General features: G+C 72.5%; 10 protein-coding genes. 3 read left to right on the top strand and 7 right to left on the bottom strand.

The genetic code is table 11. The features are described from left to right. Positions 1–64: 64 nt before the first annotated feature. The 3 genes from D6270_RS21080 to D6270_RS21070 all read right to left on the bottom strand — a co-directional run bounded on the left by D6270_RS21080 (position 65) and on the right by D6270_RS21070 (position 7,870). Positions 65–3,502, bottom strand: a complete 3,438-nt coding sequence (locus D6270_RS21080; RefSeq protein ID WP_109164053.1) for a serine/threonine kinase C-terminal domain-containing protein — start codon at positions 3,500–3,502, stop codon at positions 65–67. 210 nt (positions 3,503–3,712) lie between these two features. After that, the gene (locus tag D6270_RS21075) at positions 3,713–5,854 is read right to left on the bottom strand and encodes a serine/threonine-protein kinase (protein ID WP_109164054.1); all 2,142 of its coding nucleotides are present in this window, start codon (positions 5,852–5,854) and stop codon (positions 3,713–3,715) included. A gap of 309 nt (positions 5,855–6,163) precedes the next feature. Continuing rightward, positions 6,164–7,870 carry a glycerol-3-phosphate dehydrogenase/oxidase gene (locus D6270_RS21070; RefSeq protein WP_109164055.1) on the bottom strand — a complete coding sequence of 569 codons (1,707 nt, stop codon included), beginning with the start codon at positions 7,868–7,870 and terminating at the stop codon, positions 6,164–6,166. A 246-nt stretch (positions 7,871–8,116) separates the two neighbouring features. Here D6270_RS21070 and D6270_RS21065 point away from each other — a divergent pair, with 246 nt between their 5' ends. Both D6270_RS21065 and D6270_RS21060 read left to right on the top strand, forming a co-directional pair. Further along, positions 8,117–9,379: a nucleotide sugar dehydrogenase gene (locus tag D6270_RS21065; RefSeq protein ID WP_109164056.1), complete on the top strand. Its 1,263-nt coding sequence runs from the start codon at positions 8,117–8,119 to the stop codon at positions 9,377–9,379. A gap of 153 nt (positions 9,380–9,532) precedes the next feature. Continuing rightward, positions 9,533–10,213: a hypothetical protein gene (locus tag D6270_RS21060; protein ID WP_225976917.1), complete on the top strand. Its 681-nt coding sequence runs from the start codon at positions 9,533–9,535 to the stop codon at positions 10,211–10,213. A 73-nt stretch (positions 10,214–10,286) separates the two neighbouring features. On the opposite strand, the gene D6270_RS21055 is transcribed toward D6270_RS21060, so the two are convergent. The 4 genes from D6270_RS21055 to D6270_RS21040 all read right to left on the bottom strand — a co-directional run bounded on the left by D6270_RS21055 (position 10,287) and on the right by D6270_RS21040 (position 14,613). Then, entirely contained in the window at positions 10,287–11,411 is a 1,125-nt protein-coding gene (locus D6270_RS21055; protein ID WP_109164057.1) for a GuaB3 family IMP dehydrogenase-related protein, read from the bottom strand. 104 nt (positions 11,412–11,515) lie between these two features. Continuing rightward, on the bottom strand, positions 11,516–13,018 hold the full coding sequence (guaB, locus tag D6270_RS21050) for an IMP dehydrogenase (protein WP_109164058.1): 1,503 nt from the start codon (positions 13,016–13,018) through the stop codon (positions 11,516–11,518). A 129-nt stretch (positions 13,019–13,147) separates the two neighbouring features. Beyond that, positions 13,148–13,723 (bottom strand): sigma-70 family RNA polymerase sigma factor, encoded by a 576-nt coding sequence (locus D6270_RS21045; protein WP_084748752.1) that lies wholly within the window; start codon positions 13,721–13,723, stop codon positions 13,148–13,150. Between the two features lie 278 nt (positions 13,724–14,001). Beyond that, complete coding sequence (locus tag D6270_RS21040; protein WP_003948568.1) at positions 14,002–14,613, bottom strand: response regulator transcription factor; 612 nt, start codon at positions 14,611–14,613, stop codon at positions 14,002–14,004. Between the two features lie 451 nt (positions 14,614–15,064). On the opposite strand from D6270_RS21040, the gene D6270_RS21035 reads away from it, so the two are divergent. Further along, positions 15,065–15,406 carry a WhiB family transcriptional regulator gene (locus D6270_RS21035; RefSeq protein WP_026238029.1) on the top strand — a complete coding sequence of 114 codons (342 nt, stop codon included), beginning with the start codon at positions 15,065–15,067 and terminating at the stop codon, positions 15,404–15,406. Positions 15,407–15,445: the final 39 nt, after the last annotated feature.

Here is a 15,445-nt window from a genome sequence, read left to right as displayed (position 1 = left end):
ACCGCACTGTGATGGTTGTCGGCATCGCACAACGACCGGGCCCGACAGGCCCGATGACAGGGGATCAGGGGGTGACGCGGTAGGAGGCGATGGCCTGCTGGTAGATCTCGGTGACCTTGTCGCGGTCGTTCACCGGGCCGATGACCTGGACGATGTGGTAGCGGCCGTTGACGATCATCGCGAGGTTGCGGGCGAACACCTCACGGCCGCCGCTCTCCAGCCAGGTGAACTGCCCCTCGGCCATGGCCTGCCGGCCCACGTCGACCCGGCGCAGACCGGACGAGGTGGACCAGCCGGAGTCCCGGAACGGCTGGAGTTCGGGCTCCTTGTCGCGCTGGTAGTCCAGCGGGTCGCCGCCCGCCGTCTTCACGGTGTCCCGGCCGGGCACCACGAGGAGGGTGAAGCCGTCGCTGCCGTAACGGATCTGACGGTCCGCGTTGGCGGGGCTGCGCTGCCAGTCCTTCGGTACGCCGACCTCGAAGCCCTCCGCGTCCTTGCGGAGCGCGTAGCCGGGGGCGAGCGCGACGGCGGAGCGGCTGGTCTGCGGCTGCTGGGAGCCGGGGTCGGTGCTCGCGCCGTCGGAGGGAGCGGGCGAGCCGGAGGCGGCGGGGGGCGGCGGTGCGGAGTTCGTGGGCCGGCCCGTCGCGCCGGTCTCGCCGCCCGGCTCCTGCTTCGGCATGAACATGAAGGCGTATGCGATCGCCGCGGCCATCAGCAGCAGGATCAGGATGAGGATCAGCCGGCCGAGTTTGCGCGGCGAGCCTCCCCCGCGCGGCCGGGCGGGCTCGCGCAGCACCTTGGGGCCCTTGGGCTCGCGGGGTGCGCGGGACGGGCGGGGCTCCCAGGCGTCGACGGGGTGGCCGCGGTCCTGGTCGGGACCGGGGGGCAGCAGCGACTCATGGCGCGGGGGCGGCTGCCGCAGGTCATGGCGTTCGGCGGCGCGCTGCTTCTCCAGCTGCTGCCGCTGCCGCTTGCCCTGCCGGTGGCGGCCGTGCGCGGAGCCGCCGCCGAACCGGCCCCGGCGCCTGCGGACCAGCTCGCCCCGGCGGCGTACGACGGGGAGCCGGGTGGCGTCGGGCGCGGGCAGCGGGACGACGTCGGCGCCGGCCTCGGGCTCGGGGGCGGACCGCACGAGGGAGCGCAGCCAGCCGCGCAGCTCCTCGAAGTCCGGCCGCTCGGTAGGGTCCTGGCGCAGCAGCGACTCGACGACGGGCCGCAGCGCGCCGCACTCCTCGGCGAAGGCGGGCGGCTCGGCGCAGACCATCTGCACCAGCTCGGCCGCGCTCTCCTCGGGGTAGGGGGCGTGCCCCTGGACCGCGCGGTAGAGCAGCGCGCCGAGCGCCCACAGGTCGGTGGAGGGCCCGATGGGCGGCGCGAGCTGCCAGTTGTCGTGGACAGGACCGGCCTGCTCGGGCGCCCAGCGCTCGGTGACGGGTCCGACGACGGCGATCCTCGCCTGCCGGGCGCGCTCGGCGGCGAGCGGGGTGGTGGGGCCCCGGTAGACGGCGGCCGCACGGCTGCCCGCGACGGCCTCCTCCCAGGTGCTGGAGGGGGCCCGCTCGGCGGGGAGGCGGGTGGCGGGGGCGATGGCCGCCTGCCCGGGCCGGCGGGAGTCGGCCCGCAGCGCGTCCTGACCGGAGCCGCCCGCGGGCACGGGGCGCCCGGCCCCGGGCCCGTCGTCCCAGGTGCCGGCGAGATGGACGCGCCGCCCGGGCGGCCGGGGCCCTTCCTCGTCGTCCTCGTCGTCCTCGTCGTCGTAGGGACCCTCGGGCGGACTGCCCCAGGGGCCGGTGAGACGAGGGGCCGGGGGGCCGGTGGGGGCGATGGAGTCCGGGGTGGAGGGGCCGGGGGCGTCGGTGTCGGAGGCGGTTGTTCCGGGGGTGCCGGCATCCGGGGCGGCGGTTCCGGAAGCGGCGATTCCGGAGGCGTTGCCGGTGGGGGTGTTGTCGTGGGGGCCCGGCTGAGCCGTGCCGGGCTCAGCGGTGCCGGGCTCAGCGGTGCCGGGCTCAGCGGTGCCGGGCTCAGGCCGCTGGACGGGCACGATGCCCGTCGCATCCTGCTGCGGGCCCTGCGGCCCCTTCGAGAGATCGGCGGGGGCGCTCCCGGCCGCCTGCTGGCGGTCCTCGGTGACCCGGGCGGCAGCGCGCGCACCGGCCCGGTAGGCGGCGATCGCCCCGGCACGGGCAGCCCGCAACTGAGCGGCACTCCCGGCTCCCGGCTCGGCGGGGGGCCTGGGGGCAGCGGTGTAGGGCACGGCGGGCGTGGCAGGCCGGGGAACAAGCTCCTGGCCGCCGGACGTGCCCGGGGCGTAGTCCTGGCCGCCGGACGTGCCCGGTGTGCGGTCCTGGCCGCCGGACGCTCCCGGGGCGAACCCCTCACCGCCTGACGTGCCAGGTGCGAACTCCCGTCCGCCGGGCGCCCCGTACGCCTCCTCCACCCCGGGCGCCTCACGGCCCCCACGGACCTCCCGGGCTTCACGGCCCCCACGGACCTCCCGGGCTTCACGGCCCTCACGGACCCCCGGAACCCAAGAAGCCTCAGGCTCCTCGGGCGCCCAGCCCGCCCGCTCCTCGCCGCCCTCCGGCCGGTACGCGTCGTCCTGCGGCGGCTGCGCCCGTACATACGGTGGTACGAGCGGGAGTTCCTGGCTGTCGTGGGCCCTGGCCGGCGGCAGCGAGTAGGCGCCGTGGCCCTCCGGCGCGCCGGGCCGCCGGTCCGGCAGCTCGCCCGGCTCATCGGTCTCGACCGCCTCGACGACCGGTATCCCGAGGGTGTCGTCGGCCGCGCCGATCCCGGACGCCTCATAACCCCCCGGCGCCTCGTACGCCCCCTGCGCCCCGGACGTCTCCGCCCGCCCGCCGTAGGAGTCCGACCGCTCCCCGTACGTCTCCACCCCCGGCTCGTCGTCGGGCAGCGGCTCGGGGGCGTACCCGCAGAGGGCCTCCTCGGCGGCGCCCGCCGCGAGGCCGGTGAGCATCACGCGGCCGTCGTCACAGACCAGGACCGTGCGGGCGGTGATGTTGCGGTGGGTCCAGCCGTGCGCGTGGAGCACCCGCAGGGCGGTGAGCACGTCGGAGCCGATCTCGGCGGCCCGGTAAGGGTTCAGCGGGCGTTCGGCGAGGAGTGCGGCGAGCGGGCGGGCCGCGACGAGCTCGCTGACTATCCAGAGCGAACCGGCCTCCGCGAACACGTCGAAGACCTGGTCCAGCCGGGGGTGGTCGGGCACCTGGGCGGCGGCCTGCGCGGCCTCGATCGCCCGGCGGACCGCGGGGTCCGTGCTGCGGCGCACCGCCCGACCGGTGGTGCGGCCGCCCGCCGACGACCGGCCGTCGGCGTCCAGCACCTCGGCGTCCACGATCTCCGGCAACGGCACCTGGCGGACGAAGACTTCCTGGCCGCTGTAGGTGTCGAACGCCCGGGTCTCGACCAGCTCGAACCCGTCGGACGGGGGCAACGGAAGGCGGTAGCGGTCGGCAAGCACCCGACCCGCGTAGTCGTCCACGACGCCTCCCCAGAGCGCGCTGTTCCCCCGGCCATCGAACCGTGCGAATCAGTCAGTTGTGTTCATTCGGCGGGCAATTGACCCACTGTTCCGGCTGCGTACGGTCTCCGTCGTCTTACGATACGTGGCAACGCGGGCCAACGGGCCGGGTCGCACCAACCCGGCCCACCCAATACGCCTCGCGACCGGCCCCGAACCGTCCCCCGGCGGCTACTTCGTGGGCGTGAAGGTGGCGAACGCCGTCTCACGCAGCGTGCGGCACTCGTCGCCGTCCCACTCGTCCACCTTGCAGCTGATCATGATCGAGTAGCCGCGTCCGGCGTCGACCTTGAAGCCGCGGTTGAGCACCCGGACCCGGACGCCGTTGTGGCTGCGCTCGAACGTCCAGTCGGCGACGGTCGGATACCCGTTGTACTCGACCTTCTCTATGCTCACGTGCTTGTAGTTGTCGCTGAGGACCTTGGCGCTGGCGACGGCCCCGCGCCAGGCGGCGGCCGCGTCGTCCTTGGGCGAGCTGCTGAAGTCGACCTGGACCCGGGGGAAGCTGCCGCGCTCGGCGTTGTAGATGCCGCCGGAGTTGGTGCCCGCTATGGCCGTGCGCTTGAAGCTGTCCGGCATCGCCATGCTGAAGTGGAACCGGTCGTCGGGAACCGTCCTGTACCCGGCGGGCAGCGCGTCCCCGGGGCCATCCGTCTCCGGGTCCTCGCCCGCGGGGTCGTCCGTCTTCGGGTCGCCCCCCGCCGGGTCGTCGGGTGCCTTGCCCTCCTCGGTGCCCTGGCTCTCCTTCTGGCCGCCCTCCGAACCGGCGCCCTTGTCGTCGCCCTCGGACCCGCCTGCCGCGGCTCCGGCGGTGGCCCCCTTGTCGCCCTTGCCCTCACCGGCGTTGCCCTTGTCGTCACCGCCGCCCAGGGTCAGGGCCAGCACGGTGCCGAGGATCGCCAGCGCGACGACGGCCGCGATGATCACGAGCGTGCGGCGCGGCACGACATCGGTGATCGACGCGTGGGTGGTGGCCGGTGAGGTCGGCGGGCGCTGCGGGGGTACGGCCGCGCCAGAGGCGGCCCCGGCACCGGCCGGCTTCGCGGCGGACTTCGGGCCGGTGGCCAGGGCGGTGGCGACCGCCGGCCCGGACGGCGAGGCCGTGGCGGCCTTCCCACTGGAGACGCCGGAGGCACCGGAAGCGTCGGAGGCCCCGGACGTGCCCGGCGTGCCGGGCTTGGGCGGGGCGACCGGTGAGCCGGTCGCCGGGGATGCGGCGGCCGGGGAGGCGGAGACCGCCGCCGCACCGGCCGCGCCCGCCGCGGCCCCGGAGGCCGCCTTCGCACCGCGTACGGAACGCAGCGCTCCGCGCAGCCGGTCGCGCGTGCCCTCGCCGGTCTCGCCCGACGCACCCGTCTGCTTCGTCAGCTTGGGGCCCTTCGAGGCCTTACCGGCGCCGAGTTCGGCGTCGGGGACCGTCGGCAGGGCCATGACCTGGGTGGAGTCGGCGGGCGGAACGGCGGGAGCGTTGATCACCTTGTTGAGCAGCGCCCGCGCCCCGGCGTCGTCGAGGCGCTGGTCGGGGTCGCGGGCCAGCAGCCCGTAGATGACCTCGGTCAGCGGTCCCGCGTTCTTCGGCGGGTCCAGCGGCTCGGTCATCACGGCCGTCAGGGTGGCGATGGCCGACCCCTTGTCGTACGGCGGGCAGCCCTCGACGCTCGCGTACAGCAGTCCGCCGAGCGACCACAGGTCGGCGGGCGGTCCGGGCTTGTGGCCTCGGGCCCGCTCCGGCGAGATGTACGAGGGGGCGCCGACGAGCATGCCGGTGGAGGTGACCGAGGGGTCGCCCTCCACCTGGGCGATGCCGAAGTCGGTGAGCACGACGCGGCCGTCCTCGGCGATCAGCACGTTGGACGGCTTCACATCGCGGTGCAGGATGCCCTCGCGGTGCGCCGATCGCAGCACGTCGAGGATGGCGAGCCCGACCTCGGCGGCCCGCCGGGGCGTCAGGGTGCCGTCCTCGCGGATCGCTTCGGCGAGCGACTTGCCCTCGATCAGCTCCATCACGATCCACGGGCGGTCGTCCTCGTCGACCACGTCGTAGACGGTCACCGCGCCGTTGTTGCGGATCCGTGCGATCGCCTTCGCCTCACGCAGCGTGCGCGTGATCAGCCGGCGCTTCTCGTCCTCGTCGATGGCGCCCGGGAACCGCAGTTCCTTCACCGCCACCGTGCGGCCGAGCGTCTCGTCGTCGGCGCGCCAGACCGTACCCATGCCGCCCCGGCCGAGCACTCCCCCGAGCCGGTACCGCCCCGCGAGGAGACGACCGTTCTTGTCCCGTTGGGGCTCCCGTGCCTGCTCCGCCTCCGACATGCGTCCCCTCTGCGATCAACCCGCCCTGGCAGAGCGTTCATTGTCCCTCACCCCGGGACCGGTCCTGGTGCCGGGTCCGGGGGTCCGCCGCGATGCCGCGATACGGCCCGAAGAGGGAATCTCCCACAGCCTCCTACCAACCAGGCCTCCCCGTCCAGCACCGGCCAAGCGTCCACCGCGGCGGAACCCGGAACACTCCGCCCAACTGGCCCGGAGCCGAAGGGCGGTGGCCGCCCGGGTGAACGCGGGCCGGCCGGGCCCCGGCCGGCGCCCGGCCCACGGGGGCCCGCCTGATCGACAAGGCACCCCCTAGATCGGCAGGATGTCCGGCGCGCCGAGCCGCGCCGCGTCCGCGGTGAGGTCGTCGGGCTGGCGCTGCGACTCGCGCTCGGCCTCCACCCGCTTCTCGTAGTGCTCCACCTCCCGGTCGACCTGTCCCTCGTCCCAGCCGAGCACCGGCGCCATCAGCTCCGCGCAGAGGCGGGCGCTGCGGGTGCCCCGGTCGAAGGTCTCGATGGAGATCCGGGTGCGCCGGGTGAGGACGTCGTCCAGGTGCCGGGCGCCCTCGTGGGAGGCGGCGTAGACGATCTCGGCGCGGAGATAGTCGTCGGCGGCGGGCAGCGGTTCGCCCAGGGTGGGGTCGGCCAGGATCAGTTCCAGAATTTCTTCCGTCATTGAGCCGTACCGGTTGAGCAGGTGCTCCACCCGGACGACGTGGAGGCCGGTGCGGGCCGCGATCCTGGCCCGCGCGTTCCACAGGGCCTTGTACCCCTCGGCGCCCAGCAGCGGGGTGTCCTCGGTGACGCAGGCGGCGACCCGCTGGTCGAGTCCGTGCACCGCCTCGTCCACCGCGTCCTTGGCCATGACCCGGTACGTCGTGTACTTGCCGCCCGCCACGACGACGAGGCCGGGGGCGGGATGGGCGACGGTGTGCTCGCGCGACAGCTTGCTCGTCGCGTCCGACTCACCGGCCAGCAGCGGGCGCAGCCCGGCATAGACACCTTGGACGTCGTCCCTGGTCAGCGGGGTGTTGAGGACGGAGTTGACGTGTTCGAGCAGATAGTCGATATCGGCGCTGGAGGCGGCCGGGTGGGCCTTGTCCAGGTCCCAGTCGGTGTCCGTGGTGCCGATGATCCAGTGCCTGCCCCAGGGGATCACGAAGAGCACGGACTTCTCGGTGCGCAGGATGAGGCCGGTGGAGGAGTGGATGCGGTCCTTGGGAACGACCAGGTGGATGCCCTTGGAGGCCCGGACGTGGAACTGTCCGCGCTCGTTGATGAGCCCCTGGGTGTCGTCCGTCCACACGCCGGTCGCGTTGACGACCTGCTTGGCGCGGACCTCGTACTCCATGCCGCCCTCGACGTCCCGCACCCGGGCGCCCACCACCCGCTCGCCCTCGCGGAGGAAGCCGATCACCCGGGCCCGGTTGGCGACCTGGGCCCCGTAGGAGGCGGCGGTGCGGACGAGCTCGGTGACGAAGCGGGCGTCGTCCATCTGGGCGTCGTAATACTGCAAGGCGCCGACCAAGGCGTCCTTCTTCAGCGCGGGGGCGACGCGCAGGGCGCGCTTGCGGGTGAGGTGGCGGTGGACGGGCAAGCCCCGGCCGTGTCCCGAGGAGACCGACATCGCGTCGTACAGCGCGACGCCGGAGCCGGCGTAGAACCGCTCCCAGCCCTTGTGCTGCAACGGGTAGAGGAAGGGCACCGGCTTCACCAGGTGCGGTGCGAGCCGCTCCAGGAGGAGCCCGCGCTCCTTCAGCGCCTCGCGCACCAGGGCGAAGTCCAGCATCTCCAGATAGCGCAGCCCCCCGTGGATCAGCTTGCTCGACCTGCTGGATGTGCCGGACGCCCAGTCGCGCTCCTCGACCAGGCCGGTCGAGAGCCCTCTGGTGGCGGCGTCCAGCGCCGTACCCGCGCCGACGACGCCCGCCCCCACGACCAGCACGTCCAGTTCGCGCTCGGCCATGGCGGCGAGCGCGGCGGTGCGCTCGGCGGGTCCCAGTGTCGCTGTCCTCACTGCTGCCTCCCGGTGGATCGGGGTGGTCGGACACGGGAGTGCCACCCGGCCGAGGGGCCGGCCGCCCGTGTCCACCCTTCGATTCTGTCCGCGCTTCCCGACTTCAGCCACCGCCTGTGGACAACACCCGGACGACAGGCATCACGCAATGCGACATATAGGTCATATTTACGCCTAGTCTGACATTGCACTGTCCACAGCAGTTGCGCTTTTCGCACTCCGGTCTTAGGGAAGGCGGCCTTCGACATGCCCGCAGACCTCGCCGTCATCGGACTCGGCCACCTCGGCCTCCCCCTGGTGCAGGCCGCCGTGGCCGCCGGGATCGACACCGTCGGCTACGACACCGACCCACGCCCCTGCGCGGAGCTGCGCGCGGGCCGCACCCCCGTTGAGGGCTCCCTCACCGCGTCCGACATCCGCCGCATGCTCTCCGGCGGCTTCCGCCCCACCACCAGCGCCGCCGAGCTGGGCCGGGTCCGTACCGCCGTGATCTGCTCCCCCACCCCCCTCGGCCCCGACCGCACCGTCGACCTCACCGCCCTCGGCGACGCCGCCCGCGCCCTGGCCGCCCGGCTGCGCCCGCACACCACCGTGCTGCTGGAATCCGCCGTACCGCCCGGCACCACCGAGAACTTCCTGCGCCCCCTGCTCGAAGAGGGCTCCGGGCTCACCGCCGGACGCGACTTCCACCTCGCCTGCTCCCCCAGCCGCCTCGACCCCGGCAACCGCACCCACACCTACGCCTCCACCCCCAAGGTCATCGGCGGCCTCACCTCCGCCTGCACCGAGTCGGCCGCCGCCTTCTACGGACGCCTCGCCGACAAGGTCGTACGGGCCCGGGGGCCGCGCGAGGCCGAGATGACCAAGGTGCTGGAGACCAACTTCCGGCACGTCAACATCGCGCTGGTCAACGAGATGGCGGTGGCCTGCCACGACCTCGGCGTCGACCTGTGGGACGTCATCCGGTGCGCCGAGACCAAGCCGTTCGGCTTCCAGCCCTTCCGCCCCGGCCCCGGCGTCGGCGGCCACGGCGTCCCGGTGGACCCGGGCTGCCTCCCGTACAGCAGCCGCACGCCCGGCCACCCGCTGCGGATGGTCTCGCTGGCGCAGGAGATCAACGACCGGATGCCCAGCTACGTGATCCAGCGCTGCGCCACCCTGCTGAACGAGCACGGCAAGTCCGTCCGGGGCGCCCGCGTCCTGCTGCTCGGCGTCACCTACAAGCCGGACAGCGCCGACCAGGAGGCCGCGCCCGCCCGGGAGATCGCCACCCGGCTGATGGACATGGGCGCCCAGATCGGCTACCACGACCCGCACGTCCTGGACTGGCGGGTGCGCGAACGCCCCGTCCCGCGCGCCGACTCGCTGTACGAGGCGGCCGCCGCGGCCGACCTGACCGTACTGCTCCAGCAGCACCGCACCTACGACCTCCAGGGCCTCGCGGTCAAGGCCCAGCTCCTCCTGGACACCCGGGGCGCCACTCCGGCGGGGGCGGCACACCGGCTCTGACGGCGCATAACGGCCATCAGCACATGTGCATATCGGCCATCGGATAGCTAGTGACCAATTCCGCTGCGTACTGCTACCGTGCGGCGTCACAGAGCGCACACATGTTCGCGTCAAGGACGCGCATGCGCATTTCGCCCCAGGGGGAGACCCAGCGTGAGCCAGCCCGTGCAGCCGCCGAACCAGCCCCAGCAGCCGTACGGCGGCCAGCCCGTAGACGGCAACCCGTACGCGGCCGGACCCGCCGCCCCCACGGGCAACCCCTACGGCGACCAGCCCCCGGCCGCCACCGGCAATCCGTACGGCGACCAGCCCGCGGCCCCCACCGGCCGTCCCTACGGCGACCAGCCCCCCGCGCCCACCGGTAACCCCTTCGGGAACCCGCAGGGCCAGCCCGCCCCGTTCGGCGGCGCCCCCTTCGCACCGTCTCCCCCGGCCCGCAAAGGCCTCGCCGTCGGAGTGCTGGCCGCCCTCGGCGCGGCGATCGTCGCGTCCATCCTGTACGGCGTGCTCCTCGGGTCGATCGAGCGCGAGATCGGCTACGCGGCGGTCGCCGTCGGCTTCCTCGTCGGCTTCGCGGCGGCCAAGCTCGGCGGCGCGAGCCCGGTGACCATCGCCGCGGCGGCCGTCTTCTCCATCGGCGCCGTCTACTTCGGCCAGCTCATCGGTTACGCGATGGTGATGGCGGACGTCGCCCGCGTCTCGTTCTCCGAGGTGTTCTTCGACCACTTCGACGCGGTCACCCGGGTCTGGAAGGAAGAGGCCGACTTCATGCGCTACCTCTTCATCGCCCTCGGCGCGATCGCCGCGATCGGCGGCGCCAAGAAGGCGAGCTGACACCTCGCGGAGACAAGCGGAAGGGCCCGTACCGCCGTTGCGGTACGGGCCCTTCCGTCTGCGTACGAACAGGTCAGCGGCGGTGCTGCGAGTCCGCCACCGTCACCTCGACGCGCTGGAACTCCTTCAGGTCGCTGTAGCCGGTGGTGGCCATCGCGCGGCGCAGGGCACCGAAGATGTTCATCGATCCGTCCGGGGTGTGCGAGGGGCCGGTGAGGACCTCCTCGGTCGTCCCGACCGAGCCGAGGTCGACCAGCTTGCCGCGCGGCACGTCCTCGTGGACGGCCTCCATGCCCCAGTGGCGGCCCCGGCCCGGCGCGTCCGTGGCGCGGGCCAGCGGGGAGCCCATCATCACGGCGTCCGCACCGCAGGCGATGGCCTTCGGCAGGTCGCCGGACCAGCCGACGCCGCCGTCGGCGATGACGTGCACGTACCGGCCGCCGGACTCGTCCATGTAGTCGCGGCGGGCCCCGGCCACGTCCGCGACGGCGGTGGCCATCGGGACCTGGATGCCGAAGACGTTGCGCGTGGTGTGCGCGGCGCCGCCGCCGAAGCCGACGAGGACACCGGCCGCGCCGGTGCGCATCAGGTGCAGGGCGGCGGTGTACGTGGCGCAGCCGCCGACGATGACCGGGACGTCCAGCTCGTAGATGAACTGCTTCAGGTTGAGCGGCTCGGCCGCGCCCGAGACGTGCTCGGCGGAGACCGTCGTACCCCGGATGACGAAGATGTCCACCCCGGCGTCGACGACGGCCTTGGAGAACTGGGCGGTGCGCTGCGGGGAGAGCGCGGCGGCGGTGACGACACCCGAGTCGCGCACCTCCTTGATGCGCTGCCCGATCAGCTCCTCCTGGATGGGCGCGGAGTAGATCTCCTGGAGCCGGCGGGTCGCGGAGTCGACCGGCATCTCGGCGATCTCGTCCAGCAGCGGCTGCGGGTCGGCGTGCCGGGTCCAGAGCCCTTCGAGGTTGAGGACGCCCAGGCCGCCGAACTCACCGATGCGGATGGCGTGCTGCGGGGAGACCACGGAGTCCATGGGAGCGGCCAGGAACGGCAGCTCGAAACGGTAGGCGTCGATCTGCCAGGCGATCGAGACCTCCTTCGGGTCCCGGGTGCGGCGGCTCGGTACGACAGCGATGTCGTCGAATGCGTAAGCCCGGCGGCCGCGCTTGCCGCGCCCGATCTCGATCTCAGTCACGATGTGTGGCCTTTCCCTCTACGTCTGCGCTGACCAGTATCCCCGACACACGGGTGAGGGGCGGTACCGGGAACTCCGGTCCGCCCCTCACCTGTGCCGACGCGTTACTTCCGGCTGTAGTTCGGTGCTTCCACCGTCATCTGGATGTCGTGCGGGTGGCTCTCCTTGAGACCCGCCGAGGTGATCCGTACGAAGCGGCCCTTGCTCTCCATCTGGTCGACGGACTCGGCGCCGACGTAGCCCATGGTCTGGCGCAGGCCGCCGACGAGCTGGTGGAGGACGTTGGCCAGCGGGCCCCGGTAGGGCACCTGGCCCTCGATGCCCTCGGGGACGAGCTTGTCGTCCGAGGAGACCTCGGCCTGGAAGTAGCGGTCCTTGGAGTACGAACGGCCCTGGCCGCGCGACTGCATGGCGCCCAGCGAGCCCATGCCCCGGTACGACTTGAACTGCTTGCCGTTGATGAACATCAGCTCACCCGGCGACTCCTCACAGCCCGCGAGGAGGCTGCCGAGCATGACGCTGTCCGCGCCGGCGGCGAGCGCCTTGCCGATGTCGCCGCTGTACTGCAGGCCGCCGTCGCCGATGACCGGGACGCCCGCGGCCCGGGCGGCGAGCGCGGCCTCGTAGATCGCGGTGACCTGCGGGACGCCGATACCGGCGACCACGCGGGTCGTACAGATGGAGCCGGGCCCGACGCCGACCTTCACGCCGTCGACGCCGGCGTCGATCAGCGCCTGGGCGCCGTCGCGGGTGGCGACGTTGCCGCCGATGACGTCGATGCCGACGCTGGACTTGATCTTCGCCATCCAGTCGAGGGCGTTGCGGTTGTGGCCGTGCGAGGTGTCGACGATGAGGAAGTCGACCCCGGCGGCGGCGAGCGCCTGGGCGCGGTCCAGCGCCTCGGGGCTGGCGCCGACGGCCGCGCCGACCAGCAGCCGGCCTTCGGCGTCCTTGGCCGCGTTCGGATACTGCTCGGCCTTCTTGAAGTCCTTGACCGTGATGAGGCCCTTGAGGAGGCCCGCGTCGTCGACCAGCGGCAGCTTCTCGATCTTGTGGCGGCGCAGCAGCTCCATGGCCTCCACGCCGGAGATGCCGACCTTGCCGGTGACGAGCGGCATCGGCGTCATGACCTCGCGCACCTGGCGCGAGCGGTCCGACTCGAAGGCCATGTCGCGGTTGGTCACGATGCCCAGCAGCTTGCCCGCGGCGTCGGTGACCGGCACGCCGCTGATGCGGAACTTGGCGCAGAGCGCGTCCGCCTCGCCGAGGGTGGCGTCGGGGTGCACGGTGATCGGGTCGGTGACCATCCCGGACTCGGACCGTTTTACCAGGTCGACCTGGTTGACCTGGTCCTCGATCGAGAGGTTGCGGTGCAGCACGCCGACGCCGCCCTGACGGGCCATCGCGATGGCCATCCGGGACTCGGTCACCTTGTCCATGGCGGCCGACAGCAGCGGGATGTTCACGCGGACGTTCCGCGAGATGAGGGACGAGGTGTCGACCGCGTTGGGCAGGACCTCTGACGCGCCCGGCAGCAGCAGCACGTCGTCGTATGTCAGCCCGAGCGTCGCGAACTTCTCAGGCACTCCGTCGACGTTTGCAGTCATGACACCTTCCCCAAATGGTCTTGATCGGTGCGGATGTCCATGCTAACGGGCTCTACGGGTGTCTCATTCCACGATCAAGATCAGTTGGGCGTTGTGTAGCTTCCTACGGGCCGCCGCGCGGAAGGTGGCCTACTGCTCGGCCAGCGCCCGCAGCCGGCTGAGCGCGCGGTGCTGGGCGACCCGGACCGCGCCCGGGGACATCCCGAGCATCCGGCCGGTCTCCTCGGCGGTCAGCCCGACCGCGACCCGCAGGACCAGCAGCTCGCGCTGGCTCTCCGGAAGATTGGCGAGGAGCTTCTTGGCCCAGGCGGCGTCGCTGCTGAGCAGGGCGCGCTCCTCCGGCCCGAGGGAGTCGTCGGGCCGCTCGGGCATCTCGTCGGAGGGGACGGCGGTCGACCCGGGGTGGCGCATCGCGGCACGCTGGAGGTCGGCGACCTTGTGGCCGGCGATGGCGAAGACGAAGGCCTCGAAGGGCCTGCCGGTGTCCTTGTAGCGCGGCAGGGCCATCAGCACGGCGACGCAGACCTCCTGGGCGAGGTCCTCCACGAAGTGACGGGCATCACCGGGCAGGCGGTTGAGCCGGGCGCGGCAGTAGCGCAGGGCGAGGGGGTGGACATGGGCGAGCAGATCGTGGGTGGCCTGCGCGTCGCCGTCGACGGCACGGTGCACGAGTGCACCGATCACCGTGGTCTCGTCCTCGCGCATCGGACCATGGTGCCCTGATGCCGCGAGGTCCGCTCCATCGCGTCCCGAGTTGTGCACCGAAGCGTTATGAGCGGGTGCGCCGGATGTCATGTCCTGCGCCCTCCCCTTCCGCTCGACCGAATCGTTCCTGAGGAACTCCACGACTCAAGGATGCGTCATCGGCCGGGAAGCGTCACACGGCGCCGACGGCGGGCACCCGGATCCGGGGCCGTACCGCTGGTGACCCGTCCCGTCGCCCCGTCCGCCGGCCTACGGACGGGGGCGGTCCGGGCCGGGCGTCAGCGGACCAGCCCCCAGCGGAATCCCAGGGCCACCGCATGGGCGCGGTCCGAGGCCCCGAGCTTCTTGAACAGCCGCCTGGCGTGGGTCTTGACCGTGTCCTCGGAGAGGAACAGCTCACGGCCGATCTCCGCGTTGGAGCGGCCGTGGCTCATGCCTTCGAGCACCTGGATCTCCCGCGCGGTGAGCGTGGGGGCCGCGCCCATCTCGGCGGACCGCAGCCGGCGCGGGGCGAGCCGCCACGTCGGGTCGGCCAGCGCCTGGGTGACGGTGGCCCGCAGCTCGGCGCGGGACGCGTCCTTGTGCAGGTAGCCGCGGGCACCGGCGGCGACCGCGAGCGCGACCCCGTCCAGGTCCTCGGCGACGGTCAGCATGATGATCCGGGCCCCGGGGTCGGCGGAGAGCAGCCGCCGGACCGTCTCCACACCCCCCAGACCGGGCATGCGTACGTCCATCAGAATCAGATCCGAGCGGTCGGCGCCCCAGCGGCGGAGGACTTCCTCGCCGTTGGCCGCCGTGGTCACGCGCTCGACACCGGGCACGGTGGCCACCGCGCGACGGAGCGCTTCTCGGGCGAGCGGGGAGTCGTCGCAGACGAGCACAGATGTCATGACCGTCCTCCGCAGCTGATGCGCGTCACCTTGAGCCTCCAGGCTGATACAAGTCGTCACCTGTGCGGTTGACCCCTTCGGACATGTGCCCGAGCTCGTTCTCCGTCAACCGCATCCGCCCTCTTAACGATGGTCACTCGAAAGAGTTACGGGTCGGACCTTCGGGTTCGGCACTCTACGTGAGGGTCCGCACACGGAGGAGAACGACGCGGGTGATTCACCCGTCAACCGAATTTTCACTCCCTGGCTTGCCCTATTTGGCGAGATTTCTTCCCTTTTGAGGGTGTCTGTGGCTAGATTCGCAAACAGTCATATTTACATCTACTAGCACCACAGATGTACGGTCGAGAGTCAGGTCACCGAAGAGACGATCGCCGATCACGGATCGCCGGTTCACCGGCGGTCGAGGATGCCGCTTCCGACGCAGCACGGCTTCGAGGGGACAAGCGCAATGGCAGATTTCTCCCGCCTTCCCGGACCCAACGCAGACCTGTGGGACTGGCAGTTGCTCGCCGCCTGCCGAGGCGTCGACAGCTCCCTGTTCTTCCATCCCGAGGGTGAGCGCGGCGCCGCCCGCAGCGCTCGTGAGACCTCCGCGAAGGAGGTGTGCATGCGGTGCCCGGTACGCGCCGAGTGCGCGGCCCACGCCCTGGCCGTGAGAGAGCCTTACGGGGTGTGGGGCGGCCTGACCGAGGACGAGCGCGAAGAGCTCATGGGCCGGGCCAGGACCAGACTCATCACCGCGGCGCCCTCCGGCGCCACCACGGCCACCACGGGCTCCCGCCCGACCTGACACCCGACAGCCCCGACCGAACGCAGAAACGTTTCCCCA

Source organism: Streptomyces griseus subsp. griseus (assembly GCF_003610995.1).
GTDB lineage: Bacteria > Actinomycetota > Actinomycetes > Streptomycetales > Streptomycetaceae > Streptomyces.
Note: the sequence above shows the minus strand (reverse complement) of the source record. Positions and strands in the feature narration are given on the sequence as shown.

Coding starts and splice junctions, on each gene's coding strand:
- D6270_RS21065 (WP_109164056.1), top strand. CDS start 8,117: ATGCCCGCAGACCTCGCCGTCATCGGACTCGGCCACCTCGGCCTCCCC.
- D6270_RS21035 (WP_026238029.1), top strand. CDS start 15,065: ATGGCAGATTTCTCCCGCCTTCCCGGACCCAACGCAGACCTGTGGGAC.
- D6270_RS21045 (WP_084748752.1), bottom strand. CDS start 13,723: ATGCGCGAGGACGAGACCACGGTGATCGGTGCACTCGTGCACCGTGCC.
- guaB (WP_109164058.1), bottom strand. CDS start 13,018: ATGACTGCAAACGTCGACGGAGTGCCTGAGAAGTTCGCGACGCTCGGG.
- D6270_RS21075 (WP_109164054.1), bottom strand. CDS start 5,854: ATGTCGGAGGCGGAGCAGGCACGGGAGCCCCAACGGGACAAGAACGGT.
- D6270_RS21040 (WP_003948568.1), bottom strand. CDS start 14,613: ATGACATCTGTGCTCGTCTGCGACGACTCCCCGCTCGCCCGAGAAGCG.